Annotated in this window: 12 protein-coding genes; 4 read left to right on the forward strand and 8 right to left on the reverse strand. The window is 36.1% G+C overall.

What is annotated here, in order from left to right; translation table 11 throughout:
• Window positions 1–85: 85 nt before the first annotated feature.
• The 4 genes from J7R12_RS07005 to J7R12_RS09205 form a co-directional block, all read right to left on the reverse strand.
• Complete coding sequence (locus tag J7R12_RS07005; RefSeq protein WP_126603542.1) at window positions 86–1,486, reverse strand: amino acid permease; 1,401 nt, start codon at window positions 1,484–1,486, stop codon at window positions 86–88.
• Between the two features lie 804 nt (window positions 1,487–2,290).
• Window positions 2,291–2,551 (reverse strand): LysE family transporter, encoded by a 261-nt coding sequence (locus J7R12_RS09050; protein WP_234924851.1) that lies wholly within the window; start codon window positions 2,549–2,551, stop codon window positions 2,291–2,293.
• Window positions 2,552–2,927: 376 nt separating this feature from the next.
• Window positions 2,928–3,536 carry a fumarylacetoacetate hydrolase family protein gene (locus J7R12_RS07015; RefSeq protein ID WP_126603541.1) on the reverse strand — a complete coding sequence of 203 codons (609 nt, stop codon included), beginning with the start codon at window positions 3,534–3,536 and terminating at the stop codon, window positions 2,928–2,930.
• 125 nt (window positions 3,537–3,661) lie between these two features.
• Entirely contained in the window at window positions 3,662–3,853 is a 192-nt protein-coding gene (locus tag J7R12_RS09205) for an NAD(P)-dependent oxidoreductase (protein WP_126604045.1), read from the reverse strand.
• A 701-nt stretch (window positions 3,854–4,554) separates the two neighbouring features.
• On the opposite strand from J7R12_RS09205, the gene J7R12_RS07025 reads away from it, so the two are divergent.
• From J7R12_RS07025 to J7R12_RS07035, 3 genes are all read left to right on the forward strand, one after another.
• Window positions 4,555–4,989 carry a hypothetical protein gene (locus J7R12_RS07025; protein WP_126603540.1) on the forward strand — a complete coding sequence of 145 codons (435 nt, stop codon included), beginning with the start codon at window positions 4,555–4,557 and terminating at the stop codon, window positions 4,987–4,989.
• Between the two features lie 696 nt (window positions 4,990–5,685).
• Window positions 5,686–8,400, forward strand: a complete 2,715-nt coding sequence (locus J7R12_RS07030; protein WP_126603539.1) for an autotransporter family protein — start codon at window positions 5,686–5,688, stop codon at window positions 8,398–8,400.
• Window positions 8,401–10,199: 1,799 nt separating this feature from the next.
• On the forward strand, window positions 10,200–10,565 hold the full coding sequence (locus J7R12_RS07035) for a response regulator (protein ID WP_004861740.1): 366 nt from the start codon (window positions 10,200–10,202) through the stop codon (window positions 10,563–10,565).
• 316 nt (window positions 10,566–10,881) lie between these two features.
• Here the strand turns inward: J7R12_RS07035 and rpsI are convergent, their stop codons facing one another.
• Window positions 10,882–11,367 carry a 30S ribosomal protein S9 gene (gene rpsI / locus J7R12_RS07040; protein WP_126603538.1) on the reverse strand — a complete coding sequence of 162 codons (486 nt, stop codon included), beginning with the start codon at window positions 11,365–11,367 and terminating at the stop codon, window positions 10,882–10,884.
• 2 nt (window positions 11,368–11,369) lie between these two features.
• Complete coding sequence (gene rplM / locus J7R12_RS07045; protein WP_004861744.1) at window positions 11,370–11,834, reverse strand: 50S ribosomal protein L13; 465 nt, start codon at window positions 11,832–11,834, stop codon at window positions 11,370–11,372.
• Between the two features lie 294 nt (window positions 11,835–12,128).
• Between rplM and recJ the strand changes: the two genes are divergently transcribed.
• Window positions 12,129–13,913, forward strand: coding sequence for a single-stranded-DNA-specific exonuclease RecJ (recJ, locus tag J7R12_RS07050; protein ID WP_126603537.1), 1,785 nt, complete (start codon window positions 12,129–12,131; stop codon window positions 13,911–13,913).
• A 21-nt stretch (window positions 13,914–13,934) separates the two neighbouring features.
• Here recJ and parE read toward each other — a convergent pair whose 3' ends face one another.
• Both parE and lipB read right to left on the reverse strand, forming a co-directional pair.
• The gene (gene parE / locus J7R12_RS07055; RefSeq protein ID WP_126603536.1) at window positions 13,935–16,001 is read right to left on the reverse strand and encodes a DNA topoisomerase IV subunit B; all 2,067 of its coding nucleotides are present in this window, start codon (window positions 15,999–16,001) and stop codon (window positions 13,935–13,937) included.
• A gap of 80 nt (window positions 16,002–16,081) precedes the next feature.
• On the reverse strand, window positions 16,082–16,819 hold the full coding sequence (lipB, locus tag J7R12_RS07060; RefSeq protein WP_126603535.1) for a lipoyl(octanoyl) transferase LipB: 738 nt from the start codon (window positions 16,817–16,819) through the stop codon (window positions 16,082–16,084).
• Between the last annotated feature and the right edge of the window lie 126 nt (window positions 16,820–16,945).

Raw genomic sequence — 16,945 nt, forward strand, 5'->3', positions numbered from 1 at the left:
ACTCTGTAAAAAGCTTTTATGCTTTATATACGGATATCAAAAAGGGTAACTTTAGTTACCCTTTTATGTTTTTTATGTACAGATTTTATTGATTTTCTTTAACTGATTTTTTTCTTACAAACATAAAATACATTATACCTAAGAAAATAAACCACACTAGACTATATTGTAAGGCTATGAAGGTATCGGTTTCTAATGTCAATAAATAGAGCATGAAAGCAAAAAAAACTAAAATAATTCCGCACATGATAACACCTCCCGGCATTTTGTAGACAGATTCAGCATGCAGGTGAGGGTGATTGCGACGATATACGATATAACTAATTAAAATTACAGACCATACAAATAAAAATGCAATAGCTGAAATGCTGGTTACAATTGTAAAAGCACTTATGATGCTTGGAGAGAGCGATGTAATTGCATATCCTAATAAAATACATAAGCAAGAAAAGAATAGGGCATTGGCTGGAACATGATATTTGGAAAGTTTCCCTAAAATGCGAGGAGCACCTTTTTGTGTTGCAAGTCCATATATCATACGGCTAGTAGAAAAAATACCACTATTTGCTGAAGAGGCAGCCGAGGTGAGAACGACAAAATTTACCAAACCAGCAGCTATTGGAATGCCAGCAAGCCAAAACATTGAGACAAAGGGGCTTTTGTCTGGAACAACTTGATCCCATGGTGTGACTGACATAATCACAGCGAGAGAAAAGATATAAAAGAATACAATACGAACCGGTATTGCATTAATTGCTTTGGGAAGAACTTTTTTAGGGTTTTTGACTTCAGCTGCAGTTGTACCAGCAATTTCTATACCAACAAAAGAAAAAATGGCAATTTGAAATCCAGCAAAAAAACCTGCCATCCCTCGAGGAAAGATATCTCCATTGTTCCATACGTGACTGAGAGAGGCAACAGTACCATTTGGAGAGGTAAAGCCTGTCGCGACCATATAAAATCCAACCACGATTAATGCCAAAATTGCTACAACCTTGATAAGACCAAACCAGAATTCAAGTTCACCGAACATCTTTACGGCAAAGAGATTAAAGATGAGAAAAAAACCAATGCAAGCAAAAACGGTAATCCATGGATTAAGTGTGGGCCACCAAAAGTGCATATAAGTGATAATCGCAATAATATCAGCGGCTCCAGTTACAACCCAGCTCAACCAGTAGCTCCAGCCAACAAAAAAGGCAATTCCTGGTCCTAGCATATCTGTCGAAAAATCAATGAGAGAGCGGTATTGTGAATTAGAAAGTAACAATTCTCCCATAGCGCGCATTACAAAGTATAAGGCACAACCGATAATGGCATAAACCAGTATGATGGAAGGGCCTGCTACGCTAATTGTTTTTCCTGATCCCATGAAGAGACCTGTTCCAATAGCACCACCGAGGGCTATAAGTTGTACATGACGGTTATCTAATCCACGTTGCAATTTCTGCTGAGGATTATCTTCTAAATTTTGTGTATAGCTCATTTTTTAGGGGTTCCCTTTTAATTATTTAAGATTCTTACACTGAAAAAGGTAATGTTTGATATCTAAGCATGATATAAATGAGGAGTAAAGGGAAAAAACATTTTTTCTGTTTTCATGTGGATAAAAGCATATGAAACCAACAAAGATAGGCTATTTTACTCTAAATAACGTAACAGATATTTGCGGATAGAGTTTTAGTTGTCGTTTAGATGACTGATAAATAGTTCATAAAAAGACTTCATATTGGTAGTCGTTTTTAAGCCGTCTCAAACAGTTATAAGGAACCATTATGGGATACAAGAACCCCATAAATGAATGTTGTGGTTGTTTTAGATATCATAATGAAGAGATTTTTTATTTTCAGTCGCATAGGGTATAGAGTTGTTATCTCGGTTTAAGAGAAAATGTAAATGTTAAATGATTTCCTCATCACTTTATTGGATATCATAAATAAAAGGTTATTACTTTAGTTTGTACAAAGAAAGTCAGAAATCTATATTTTTTTCATTCTAAATCAGTATTGGAGACAGCTATGAGCAGTCGACTTTTTATAGACGTATGAGTGATAACACTCTGCAATTTATAGCACCTCTTGGTGATCGTGAGGCAAATGGGATAGCTAAAATTATTTCTCAAGAGACTATCCTTAATTTTAATTATTAAAATTCGAAGAGTTCGTTAGATTAATGTAATCGTTGCGCTATACAAAGAAAACGCGGAAGAACCGGTAGGGGTATAAGTTCTAACAGGGGGGACATTGCTGTTAAGAATGGTGAAAAAAACAAAATTATGAGAGAGATGAATTTATCCAAAGAAAATGAAAAAAGAAAACAGGGATAAAACTGTTCCCGTTGCTATATTCATATATCCTTTTACTCGTTGCTTTTTAAAAATTGCATGAGCAAATGATATAAAAATGGTCATCAAAGTAAACCATACAAATATGTTGAAGGAATGTATTGTCACAAGTTCAAATCCTTTTTTAATGCCACCGCCTGAAGACAAGAATTTCGGGAAAGCAGCTATGTAGAATATTGATACTTTAGGGTTTAGTATTTGTGTCATAAAACCGTCTATGTAACTGGTTAAAATCTTTACTTGACTTACAGAACTTACAGAATGATTTTCATATCTTTGATATTATTTCTTTTGAGTTTAAGCTGTTAATTCCAGATTTAAGAGATTTAATTCCCATGTATAATAAATAGCATCCTCCCATTAGTTTTACTAAAAAAAGAGTGTTTTGTTGTTGAGAAGGATTGCTGATACACCTAGTATGGAAAATACCCCATGCACATATGTTGCTGTACAAAGTCCTGCAACGTTAGCAAATCCGTTCTTTTTTCCCAGTCTCGTTGCATTATCGATTATAAGGGACATATTCAGCCCAAGTGATATGGCCCCAAAAATGAAACTATAAAAAAGGTCAGTATTTGATGATTCATTTTACCTTTATTTCTGAAATTAATTTATCTTCGATATATAATTCTATTTTATCAAACTGAGAAAGTTTACCTACTCCCTGTGGAGTACCTGTATATATTATATCACCATTCTTTAGCTGAATGTAGCTACTCAAGAATGATATTATTTTTCTAAAGCTAAAGATCATATTTTTCGTATTACCAAGTTGTCTGGTTTCTCCATTGAGCTTCATTTCAAAGGTTATTGGATCTTTTATTTTTTCCTTGTTTATGAAATCAGAGACATATGCGGCTCCTTTGAATCCTTTAGACAAAAGCCAAGGAAGCTTTTTGTTTTTCAGTTTTGTTTGTAAATCCCTCGCTGTGAGATCAAGACCTATCGCTATGGCATCATAGCATTCTTCAGCTTCCACCTCAGTAACCATAAAAGTGTCCTTTGAGATCTGTAGCACAATTTCAGTTTCGAAATGTATTTCTTTAGAAAAATCGGGAAGATAAATTTCATTTTCTAAAACGAGTGAACTGTTCGGCTTGCTAAATATAACGGGTTCATCTTCAACAACATTGCCCAGTTCATGGGCATGTTCAACATAATTGCGTCCAATACAGTAAATATTATTAATCATAGGAAAGCCCTTAAGTTTTTCATTTTCTTTTTGTATAGAAAAAATATAATTACGGAAACAACATCTTTTCTCATATGATAAAGGAGTTTTGAAAAATACGCATTGTGTGGGGTGCATTCTCAATCTTAATGATAGCCATTTAGCATTTTATCCCTTTCTGTGTCCACTAAGATACCGTTCTTCTTCATTTTTTTGAGGACTTTTGAATTAATCATTCCCGCTGTTTTTTTCGTAAGAGGGTAGTGTAATGATACCACATCAGATTCTTCTAAAAGGTAATGAAAAACTTTTAGAAGATGAAAAATACATTTTTTAATATTATTATTTAACGGCTGAAGAAGAGCCGTAGCTAAAAGTAGGCTCTGATGGCATTATCATATGTTCTATAATGGCATTTTTATCTCACCAGATAATGTGGTGCGCTATAAGGTTTAGGTTGCTGATAATAAAAATTCTTCTCCTTCTTTTACAATCTTCTCACAAGCTGAAACAGGAGAAGTAGAATTTGGGATAGAAATTTATCAGAAATAGAAGGCAAGTGATTTAATAGAGTGAAAGTGATTTTGGTGACTGAAGTAATTTGACAAAGGAGATACAAGATTTGGTGTAAATATTGATGCACAACCCCCTGGTAACATGACAGGGGGCGGTCGTTTTTTGGATTTTTAAAAAACATGGTATTCATGGGATAGCAGATAAAACAGGGATTCGTTTTTATGGGTCAGATTCTAATGCACGAACCGTGGAAAATACATTAACTGAGTTGAGTAAAGACAAGAAAAACTATATTAATTTGGAAATTCATAAGAATACGATATTGTTAGTGTAAATATTGATAAAAATTCTTATATTTTCTATAAGATCCGCTCTGATAGTAATGTAAATACAGAGGAATAGAAAAATATTGAAGGATTCTTCCCGTGTCTATATTGCTTACGGACATGGGGATGAAATTTGTAGAATGTGTATGATCACTTCATCATTTAGCAATTTATTCAAATGATTCAGGAAGAAAAAAATGAAACAAATCTTAAAATTGTTATTCACTGGGGTAGTTTTGTTCACTATGACTGGATGTGGCTCAGATCAGGCTCCTCTAACGGCTGTAGATGTGTGGGAAAAGCCTGGTGCAGATAGCCTTGAGATAAAAAAAGCATTACTAGAATGTGGAATGCCGACCCCTTCTGGTATTTCCTCAGAAAGTGACTTGAATATCCCAGAGAGTGATTCTGATATCCATGAAAAAATCAACGCGGATGCATCCATTGATGCTTGCTTGATACAAGCAGGTTTCCATCATAGATTGGGGGCAATGAAGTGGTGTGAGAAGTATAAAGATGTTAAACTTCCCATTTGTCAACCTGATGCAGTCATTCCTCAGCGAAGTGTAGAAAAACGTTTGAATAGTCCTTATTGTAAAGAAAATGCAGATCAGCCGGAATGCCAACCTTAGATTTTTCTGCTGATATAAAAAACAATCCCGATATTCTTGTTTTTGATTGGAATGGCGGGATTGTTTCCTCATTCTACCATCAAAATACTGTATTTTTTGTTCCCCAACATAAGTAGAAAAATATCAACAAGCTTTTGAACCGTTTTATTGTAGACACATCTCTTCAAAAGAAAATCATAAAATTATTTGAGTGCAAGCTTTATTAAGTGTGGTGGAATGCACTCCATCAGCTTTTTCCATATAACATTGTGGGAAAAGCTTTAAATGTTGATAAGTTTGTAATTGAAAGCAGTCTTAAAATGTAGCTGGATATCATTTTAGCTTTTTTCTGAAGATATGCGCTTACGTGTGCATGAACATGTTTTAGTTTATGAATGCATGAGTAAAGCAGGATTCCAGTATAAATTACAAAATTCAAAGCGGCTTTATTTTAAGATATAAAGGCTTGGAGATTGAAATGAGATATATGTATTGCGTATGGGCATTTTTGTAGTTTTTATCATTATAAGTTTATGAAGGCTATTTCATGCTGATTTGCATTATTGCCCATGAATATGAGTAATGATGATTTTTTTATTCTAACTTTACATAAAATACGAAACGCATTATACGTAACATACGTAGTGAGGTGAGCTGTAAATATTCTTTTTGCCTGCATTTTTGTTTTTGTTGAGAAGAAAGAAAGTTTGAAAAAGAATGATGATCAAAGTATCTAAAAATCATTTATATTCATGTGTTTTTATAGGGGCTGTTTTTTCTTTTTTATCAAACATAGAAAATGTTGAGGCACGTTCTCATTCGTCCATATCACTTTCGTGTGATGAAAGCAAATTACCTTATAGATGCAGTGATGGCACAGAGCATATAATTGCTGATAAAACATATCAGTTTATGATACCCTCTGAAAAAGGGGATGATAATTCTTTTCTATCATCAGCTGCCATAGTTGCACAGCAACAAAATACGCTTATTCGCGCAATGCGTGTAAAAGTTGAAGCTACCGGTAATATAGAAGATAGCTATGGTGTAGTTGTCTCACAAAGCGGAAGGGTTGTTTTAGGCGATTCAACTTTAAAGGGTTTTTCTACAGGGCTCAAGGCTGAGAGTGGAACGATTGAAATCAATCGTGGATCGGTAGAGGTTACTCAACTAGGTGTTCATGCGGACAAACAAGGGGCATCTATTATTTTAACGGATACAAAAATTAAAGTCGAAAGTCAAAACATCGAACAGAAGGCGGCTCTTTTCAGTGGTGTTGATGCAAATATTAAGATGTCAGGTGGAGCGATTGATGTGACAGATGCTGCTGCGGCTTATGTAGGAATAAGGGGGCAGGTGACTTTAGATAATGTTACCATTACTTCAAAAATTAAAAAAGTAAATGAAGAAGATAGCGATATTCATGCAGTTTTAAATGTAAATCAGAACGGTTCTCTTTCTCTAAAGGATAGCAATGTCGTTGCGACCGATGTTCGCGGTTTGTGGATTGGATTAGATGTTAACGCGCGATCAAATGCTGGAGAGGAAGGGACTATTTTAGTTTCTCGGGTTAAGTTTGAGGATTCAAAAATTACCCTGACAGGTAACAAGCATGGTATGCATTTTGATATGGACAAGGGAGACAATGGCTACCAACAAGGAATTGTCTTTTTAAAAAAGACGACTTTTGAGGTTCCAGATGGTACGGCTATTCATAGTCATAAGAGTAGTGGTTATATTGGCGTCACAGAAGGTACAAAGATCTCTGGAGATTTGTTGTTAACAGCTGAAAAGAGATCTTCTATGGCGGTGTTAGTTGAATCTTCTTCACTGATAGGAGGGACCCGTGTTGCTGATGATTCTACTGCTGAGCTTTATTTGACAGGGGATTCAAAATGGTTGTTAACGAAGAGAAAAGCGATAAATTTGCAGGACTCGAACCGTGTCATTTCCTCTCTTTCTTTTGTAAAACTTTCTGATAGTATTATTGCTTTCGACCTTCCAACGGGCGAAGAGTATCAGACACTTCGTATTGGAAACGGAAAGGAAGAAGTTTACAGTGCGCAGGGGAATGCACATCTTTATCTTAATACATTTCTCAATAGCGATGGTTCACTCAATGATCAGAAGACTGACAGGCTTTTAATTCATGGTGATGTTTCTGGAAAAACGACAGTCCATGTGCAGTTTATTTTAGGAAATCAAGGGAAAGCAGCAGATAATGAAAATACGCACAGTATTTCATTGATTCAAGTTTCTGGAAAAGCAGAAGAGGGTTCTTTTCAGCTAAGTAGCCCTTATATCACATGGGGAGGTTTACCTTACCAATACTATCTCCATGCGTATGGTCCAAGTTCTTCTCTTGGGAATGCACGTATTGCTCAAAGATTAGTTAAAGGTGATGCAGATTTTTGGGATTTTCGCCTCGAAGCTAAGTATATACAACCTCATTTTGTGTCAAAAGTAAGGGATGTTGTTCCACAAGTTTCAACATATCTTCTCTTGCCGAATGCCTTATTTCATACTGGATTGGTGGATATCAGCAACCAAAACAAGAGGTTGGAAATTATGCGATCTTCTTCTAATGGACTGTTAGAAAGTGATAAGGCTTTTGCTTTATCAGTTCGTGGTTATGGTGGAAATTATCACTATATCTCAGATCTTTCCACGCTTGAATATGGCTATGGAGGTGATCTTGATTATCATGCCATAGAAGCGGGTATTTCATTGAAACAAATTGAGAGTGCATCTAGTACAACGTTTTTTGGAATTATGGGGACTTATGGGAAAATGTCTGTGCGCCCTCGAGATGTTGAACATAGTCAAAAAAGCCCATTTCATAAATGGTTAGTTACAGCATATGGTAGTGTGGAACATGATGCTGGTTTTTATGTGGATGGATTTTTATCTTATGGTCTGTTTAAAGGTGATGTTCTCACCTCTACAAGAGGCAAGACGGCAATATTAAAAGGGAAACCTCTGAATGTTTCTTTGTCTACGGGTAAAGCATTTATAACAGGGTATAAAGGTCTTGTTTTTGATCCGCAGGTTCAGCTTATTTATCAACATCTCCGGTTTGATAATGTCCGTGATGTTGATAACTTTGATATTGAGATAGGAACATCTAGTCAATGGGTGATGCGTGTTGGTGGTCGTTTAACTAAAACACTTACAACCTCTAAAGAGGATCGCAGCATTTCTTTCTATGGAAAGCTTCATTTTGCACATAGTTTTGAAAAAAAACAATTTGTGCATTTTAAAGATGCTTTTCAGTTGGGTACTTTCGGTTCTTCTTTAGAAACGGGATTTGGTATTCATTCGCAACTCTCTTCACAGATTACGCTTCACAGTAATCTGATCTATCAGCATAAGCTTACCAAGGCGGGTTTTTCTGGAATTCGTTTTTCTGGTGGGGTGCGCTATCGTTTTTAAAATTAATTTGGAAAAGCTAGAATCCTTCGTCAGAAATGAGATAGATATATAAGTAAATCTTATTTTACAGAACGCATGCTTAAGCAATAAAGCAAAGGATTCATTGATGTCATTTATTTTGTCTTTGAAGACAGTTGTATTTTGAAATATTTTTTTACCTTTGGTAATGCAATGTTATCATGATCCTATGAAGTATATATTCATGGCAATGACTATATGAGATTTTGAGTTTACAGTTATTGCTAAAAAAGAATTAAAGAATGTTTTTATTTTGTAAGGTTATATATTATTTTTAGATATAATATTATATAATTAAAATATATAACTTAAATTTTATTGTTATTTATTAAAAATATATTAGATATTAATATGTAATGCGTAATAGTAAGTTATTTATATTATAATGATACGTTTTTAGTAGATAATAAGGGCAATTAAAATAGGCAGTTCAAGCTCATCGCGTGTTTTACAGGCTTCATATCGTCCTTTGGGTTATTGGGATGAGATAAAATTAACAGACAGTTAAGGGCAGACATAGGAGGGCCTATTGGTGGAGTTGCAACAGATGGGGCAGCTGCACGGCTTGTCATGTCGTCGGCTGCGGAAGGTATGGAGATTAGGTGCAGCGGAGATGGCACTATAAACGGCGCTTTAATGGGGGCAGTGCATCATGCTTATTTTTGTATGAAGTAGTAATTATAAAATATTTATAAATATATCTCTAAATTTATAGTAATGTTGTGTTAATATTATTAATAAATATGGTCAATATGTATTGCTAAAAATAGCCTTCAGTAATACATATAATTTATAATATTATATTTTAAATATTTATTAATGAGTTGTTTTCATTATTATCAAACTTAATTGTATTTATATATTTATTTTAAAATATTTTATGAAAAAAAACATTAATAAGAGTAATTTCATTATTTTTTATATTTTTTTTATCGTAGAATTTTTTACGTTCAATAATTATCTTTATTACTTGTACAGTTTGTTTTTTTATACTTTAAATCTAAATTTTACAGTAAAAAATAAATTAAGAAAAATTTATTACAATATTTTTTTACAACACTTTTTATTTTATAATTTATTAGTATAGTATTATTTAATAATATATAAAATATATTTGTTTTTTCAATTTTGGCTAAAAAGACAAAGAGCAAACTTAATCCAGTAAATGCTGAGAAAAAAGTGAGCATTTATAATGAGATTTTTTTACTTTACAGTGCTTCTACCGCTTTTGCATTTTACAATGCATTAATCGCGTTGTGTGATCTATTCGAAACTTTCGTTAAAATATATCAATAATTTTTATCTAATTTGTTATTGAATAGTTATATTCACATATAATAGAAACGTCTGAAATAACAGAATATCATAATAGTGCTCTCATTTAATAGAGAAAACACTGATTACTGAGAAACCAAGCAGTCTATGCGGTTCAACGTTACTTACTTTTTTCTTTTCAAAAGCTGTCATTTGAATTTATTTGCATATTTGAGATTTTTTCTAAAAAAGGCTTATGTGTTGATTTTGATATTGATAGCTTTGGTTAATTGAAAAAAATAATGCCAATTCAAAAAATATGCGACAATAAAATCTGAGGGCTATTGGCTTCCTTCTTATAAATTGAAGAAGCATCGCACTTAGCATTACAAATATGTGCGAAAAAATGTTTTTATCGAGAGTTATTTCGTTTCTTTCTGGTTTACAATTTTTTTTATCATTTTATCTTAAGCTAGAGGTGAGGTGTATTAGTCTCTATTTTATCTAAAAAGGGTGGAATTATACCAATGTCAAAAAAAGTTATGATCGTGGAAGATAATGAACTGAATATGAAGTTATTCCGTGATCTTGTAGAGGCGAGTGGCTATGAAACAGTTGAAACGCGTAATGGTCTTATCGCATTGGATTTAGCGCGTTCATCAATGCCTTCTCTTATCCTTGTAGACATCCAGTTACCGGAGGTATCGGGAATTGATGTTATTAAACAATTAAAGGAGGATGAGGAACTTAGATCTATCCCCGTTGTTGCTGTAACCGCTTTTGCTATGAAAGGGGATGAAGAACGAATTCGTGCAAGTGGATGTGAAGAATATATGTCGAAGCCTATTTCTGTTCCTCATTTTATCACAATGGTGAAGCACTTCTTGGACTAAAACTTTGTTAAATGATGATGGAAAAAGATATTGAAAAGCTCTTGATATAATTAAAGTTACGTTGCAGAGGGCTTTTTGAACAAGCGCATGGATATCTCTGAATGAGTAAAGTACAGATTCTAAAAATTGAAATCGAGGATACAAAGCTTTTTAGAACAATTTCCTTTTAGTTCTTATCGAAGAAAATTGTCGTTTTATATTTTTATTTTCTCCTCACAGATATAGGTTGATCACGACGTTTTCTTAAAAAATCTGGTTTGGTAAGCAAAAAAAAGCCCCGTCAAACGGGGCTTTTTGTATTGCATAAAAATTGAAATTAGCGCTTTGAGAATTGGAAAGAACGACGCGCTTTTGCTTTACCGTATTTTTTACGCTCAACAACACGGCTATCACGGGTGAGAAAGCCTCCCTTTTTCAAGATTGTGCGAAGTTCTGGTTCGTAATAAGTTAAAGCTTTAGAAATACCATGGCGTACTGCACCGGCTTGTCCAGAAAGACCTCCACCTGCAACAGTTGCAACAATATCAAATTGCGTAACCCTATTTGTTGCAACGATTGGCTGACGAAGAATCATTCTTAGAACAGGACGAGCAAAATACTGATCAAATTCTTTATTGTTAATGGTAATTTTTCCAGAGCCAGGTTTGATCCACACGCGAGCAACGGCATCTTTACGTTTTCCTGTTGCATAGGCACGTCCTTGTGAATCAAGTTTTTGCACATGGACAGGGGCAGAATTTTCATGAACTTCTGTAATATTTGTTACAACACTAAGCTCAGAAAGAGAATTAATTTCAGCCATAATCAAGCAATCCTTTTGTTTTTGCGGTTTAAAGCACCAACGTCAAGAGCTTCGGGCTGTTGTGCTGCATGCGGGTGTTGGCTCCCAGCATAAACACGTAGATTCTTCAATTGGCGACGACCAAGTGGTCCACGAGGAATCATGCGCTCCACAGCTTTTTCAACAACACGTTCAGGAAAACGGCCCTCAAGAATCTGACGTGCTGTACGTTCTTTGATTCCACCAATATAGCCGGTATGCCAATAATATTTTTTATCTGTATATTTCTTGCCGGTGAGAGATATTTTGTCTGCATTGATCACAATAACATTGTCACCGTCATCGACATGTGGAGTAAATGTAGCTTTATGTTTGCCCCGTAAGCGGTTAGCAACAAACGTAGCAAGACGACCTAAAACAAGGTTCTCTGCATCAATAATAACCCATTTTTTCACCACTTCAGTTGGCTTTTGTGAAAAAGTTGCCATAGAAGTATCCTTTATTGAGGCCCTTTAATATGAGGGCGTTTTTGTTGTTTTGCGTTGAAAATTGTTATCATAGCGAAATATTTAACGCGTACTGTTCGCTCTGATATAATGTCTTTTGATTTACGTCAAGAGAAAATAAAAACTTATAAAACAGTGCTTTATAATTGAGGTATTATGATACCATCTATCGGGAAGTACTAATGCATAGTTTAAGCTGAATGGATGTTGTGAAAGAGTGTTTGATTTTTAACTCTCGATTGTATTTTATGAGCTTCCATTATAGAATAGATAGTAATGCAGCAGTCCCGTTATTTTCTCAATGTTGAATCTTCTGCCTGTGGTCAGGCGTGGTTAGATGCTCTTGATGTTCAAGGGATGAACAATGCATGTGCTATTTCTCAAAAATTTGGTTTTCCAGATGCGTTAGCTCGTGTTCTCTCGGCAAGAGATGTGGACGAATCTGAAGCGGTTGCTTTTATCAATCCAACGTTGCGCACGCTCATGCCTGATCCAGAAAGTTTTGCTGATATGCCATGCGCAGCAGAGCGTATTGTGAAGGCTATTTTGAATAAAGAGAAAGTTGCAGTTTTTGGGGATTATGACGTTGATGGTGCTTGTTCATCGGCACTCGTAGCACGCTTTCTTCGCCATTTTGGTGCTGAAGTAACAATTTATATTCCTGATCGTATTGTTGAAGGATATGGTCCTAATGAACAAGCAATGAAGATGCTTGTGCAAGAAGGGGCCCGTTTAATTATTACAGTTGATTGTGGGGCAAACAGCCCAGATGCAGTAAAAGCAGTAAGGCTTGCAGGTGCCGATGTGGTCGTTTTAGACCATCATCAAATGTCTGAGGTCCATCAAGAAGCTGTTGCCCTTGTCAATCCTAATCGCCCTGATGATTTTTCTGGACAAGGGCATTTATGTGCTGCTGGCGTTGTTTTTGTCACGTTAGCATGGGTTAATCATTTATTGAAAAAGAAGAAGTTTGAAGGGACACTTCCTGATCTTCTCAGTATGCTTGATCTTGTTGCATTGGCTACCATCTGTGATGTTGTGCCTCTACAAGGTATTAATCGTGCCTTTGTGGTTAAAGGACTCCAAGTTGCGCGTTCCATGCATAATCACGGAATGGTAGCTTTAACAAAGGTTGCGCGTATCGGTGAGCCACTTAATAGTTTTCATTTAGGTTTTTTGTTAGGTCCTAGAATTAATGCGGGAGGGCGTATTGGTGACCAAGCTTTGGGAGCACGTTTGCTTAGCTGTGAGGATAAAGATGAAGCTGACAGAATAGCAGAACAATTGGATCAGCTTAATCAAGAACGCCAAGAAATGGAGAGTATTCAATTAGCACAAGCAGAATCTTATATTGATTCTCTTTATCAAAATCGAGAAACACCGCTATCCTTTGTGATTGCTCATCCAGAATGGCATCCGGGAATTATTGGAATTCTTGCATCCCGCTTAAAAGAGCGTTTTTTTTGTCCTGTTTTTGCAATCGCTTTGAAAGAAGATGGAAGTGGTGTAGGGTCGGGGCGTTCAATTAACGGCATAGATTTAGGTGCACTTGTTCGTGAGGCTGTTACATTAAATCTATTAGAAAAAGGGGGAGGGCATAGTATGGCAGCAGGGATCACAATCCAATCGTCAAAAATTGAAGTTTTTCGAGAATGGCTAGAAGAAAAAGTCTCTTTAATGGTTTCGCAGTTGCGTGCTGAAAAGTCTCTGAGGATAGATGGTTGCCTTTCTGCTTCTGGTGCTAATCAAGCGCTTTTTGAGATGATCGAAAAAGCAGGGCCATTTGGTTCAGGAAATGCTACCCCTGTTTTTGTTCTTCCCTCTCACCGATTAATTAATTTGTGTGAGGTTGGTAAAGGGCATCTGCGTCTTGTTGTCTCTAATCTTGAAGGAAAAAAACTGCAAGGAATAGCTTTTCGTGCTGTGGGGACATCACTTGGTCTTTTTCTTTCTGAAAATATTGGTGAAATGATCCATTTGGCCGGTAATCTGAGTTTGAATTATTGGAATGGAATGATCACCCCGCAATTGCGCGTGATTGACGCAGCAGCAGTGGTTTGAGGAAGAATATTTTTTGAAAAATTAAATGTCTAGATTGGAAGCAAACGTAGAATTTTCTTGAATAAAACGAAACCGTGCTTCTGGTTTTGTTCCCATGAGGCTTTCTACAGTATCTTTAGTGTCTTGCATTTCCATTGCATCAATAGAAACGCGTAACAGTGTACGTTTTTGAGGATGCATAGTTGTTTCTTTAAGTTGTTCAGCACGCATTTCACCAAGCCCTTTAAAACGCCCAATTTCGATTTTAGCTTTTCCAGTGAATTCAGTCTTGAGCAATTCATCTTTATGGGTATCGTCACGTGCATAAGCGACCTTTCCTCCTTGCGATATTCGGTAAAGGGGAGGCACGGCAAGGTATAAGTGTCCTTGACGAATAAGATCGGGCATTTCTTGAAAAAAGAAGGTAATGAGGAGTGAGGCAATATGAGCACCATCAACATCTGCATCCGTCATAATAATAATACGTTCATATCTGAGATCTTTTTCGCGATATTTAGAGCGTGTCCCACATCCAAGGGCAAGTATGAGGTCACTAATTGTTTGGCTTGCGTTCATTTTTTCATGCGCAGCACTGGCTACATTTAAGATTTTTCCACGAAGAGGCAAAATTGCTTGGTTTGCTCTGTTTCGCGCTTGTTTAGCGGAACCACCAGCTGAATCACCTTCAACAATGAATAATTCAGCACCAGTAGCACTGTTTTGGCTACAATCTGCGAGTTTGCCAGGCAGACGTAATTTACGGACAGCAGTTTTACGATTTATTTCTCTATCTTGGCGCCGTCTTACACGTTCTTCAGCACGTTCAATAACCCAATCAAGAAGTTTTGTTGATTCTTGTGGAGAATTTGTTAGCCAGTGATCGAAAGGATCGCGTATTGCATTTTCAACGATACGTTGTGCTTCAATTGTTGCTAATCTGTCCTTGGTTTGTCCAACAAATTCAGGATTTCTGATGAAAACTGAAAGTATTGCAGCTGTTGAAATCATGACATCATCAGAGGTGATGATAGCAGCGCGTTTGTTTCCTATTAACTCACCATAGGATTTCAATCCGCGCAAAAGAGCTTGCCGTAGTCCTATTTCGTGTGTTCCACCTTCTCCGGTAGGAATGGTATTACAGTAAGACTGTACACAGGCATCGCCACCATGCCAAGCAATAGCCCATTCAACGGAGCCATGGCCGTTACATTGTTTTATTTTGCCAGAAAAAATTTCTGATGTTACCCGATATTCATCTTTCAATGATGAGAGCAAATAGTCTTTAAGTCCATCGGGGAAATGGAAAACAGCTTTTTCAGGAATATTTTTTGCGCCTTCAAGAATGATAGGATCACAATTCCATCGAATTTTTACGCCGCCAAAAAGATAGGCCTTGGAGCGCGCCATCTTATAAATTTTTTCTGGATCAAAAGCTGCTTTTTCACCAAAAATTTTACTATCAGGGTGGAAACGAACGCGTGTGCCACGACGATTATAAACATCACCCAAATTTTCCAGTTCAGACTGGGGAATACCACGTGAGAAGCGTTGTCGATAAAGTTTTCTATCGCGTGCTACTTCGACTTCCATATCATCAGAAAGAGCATTGACGACAGAAATTCCTACTCCATGTAGCCCACCAGCAGTTTGATAGGCTTTTCCATCGAATTTTCCACCTGAATGGAGTTGTGTCATGATGACTTCAAGAGTAGATTTGTTAGGCATTTGAGGATGGTTTTCAACAGGAATACCGCGCCCATTATCTGTAACCGTTAAATAACCATTTTTATCTAACGATACATCAATGAAATCTGCATAACCAGCAACAGCTTCATCCATAGCATTGTCAATGATTTCGGCAAATAAATGATGTAGCGCTTTGCTATCGGTTCCACCAATATACATTCCAGGGCGTAAACGTACAGGCTCTAAGCCTTCAAGAACTCGAATAGAGAGAGCATTATAATTATCTTCTTGCGTTTCTTTCGTGTTTTTTTTCGAATTCATCGCTTCTGAGTTCACAGGGGATGGCAGATTTTTTTCTTTTGTGTTTATCCGAGATTCGGCATTATTTAAAATACTGAAAAGATCCTTACTGTTATCGCTCATGCCGTTTGATTATCCACCTCATAAAATAAATCTTTATTAGATAAATTTTATGCCTGTTTTTTATTTAAAAATCAATGCACTTAGGAAACATCAATTGTTGGACCAAAAATTTGTTCAAATGTTTGTTTCAGAGCAATATCAATGTCATGCATTGTGACAGGGAAACCTAGATCAAGAAAACTGGTTATACCATGCTTTGTGATTCCACAGGGAACAATCCCTGAATAATGCGCTAAATTAGGATTTACATTGATGGCAACTCCATGAAAGCTTACCCATTTGCGCACTCGAATGCCAATTGCTGCAATTTTATCTTCTGAAGAGAGATTGTTTTGTGTTGATGGGCAATTGGATCGTTGAACCCAGACGCCAACGCGCTCTTCACGGCGTTCACCTCTGATATTAAATTTTGCAAGGGTTTGTATGATCCATTCTTCTAATGCACTAATAAAAGCACGGATATCTTGTTTGCGGCGTTTCAGATCAAGCATAATATAGGCAATACGTTGTCCTGGACCATGGTATGTAAATTCCCCGCCACGTCCTGCCTCATAAACAGGAAATAAGTGAGGTGCTAAAAGATCTTTTTTATTTGCACTTGTACCAGCTGTATAAAGGGAAGGATGTTCAAGAAGCCAAACTTGTTCATGCGCGTTTTTTGCAAGAATGTTCTCTACATGCTCTTGCATATAATGCAGTGCTTCAGGATATTCGACCAAGTTATGACTTACTTTCCATTCAACTGGGGGATTTCCGCCGATTGTTTTAAAATGGTGTGGTAAGTGATTACGATCAGTATGTTTCAATTCATATGTCATGAGAAATATCTACGCTGGTATTCGAGTTCGTATGGTGAACAGAAAAAATTACAGAGAAAGATGTGAAGTTATTTATTAAAATTAAGATAATAGAATAATAGATTTTATTTAAAAAAAATTATTATG

Source organism: Bartonella vinsonii subsp. vinsonii (genome assembly GCF_902825235.1).
Taxonomy (GTDB): Bacteria; Pseudomonadota; Alphaproteobacteria; order Rhizobiales; family Rhizobiaceae; genus Bartonella; species Bartonella vinsonii.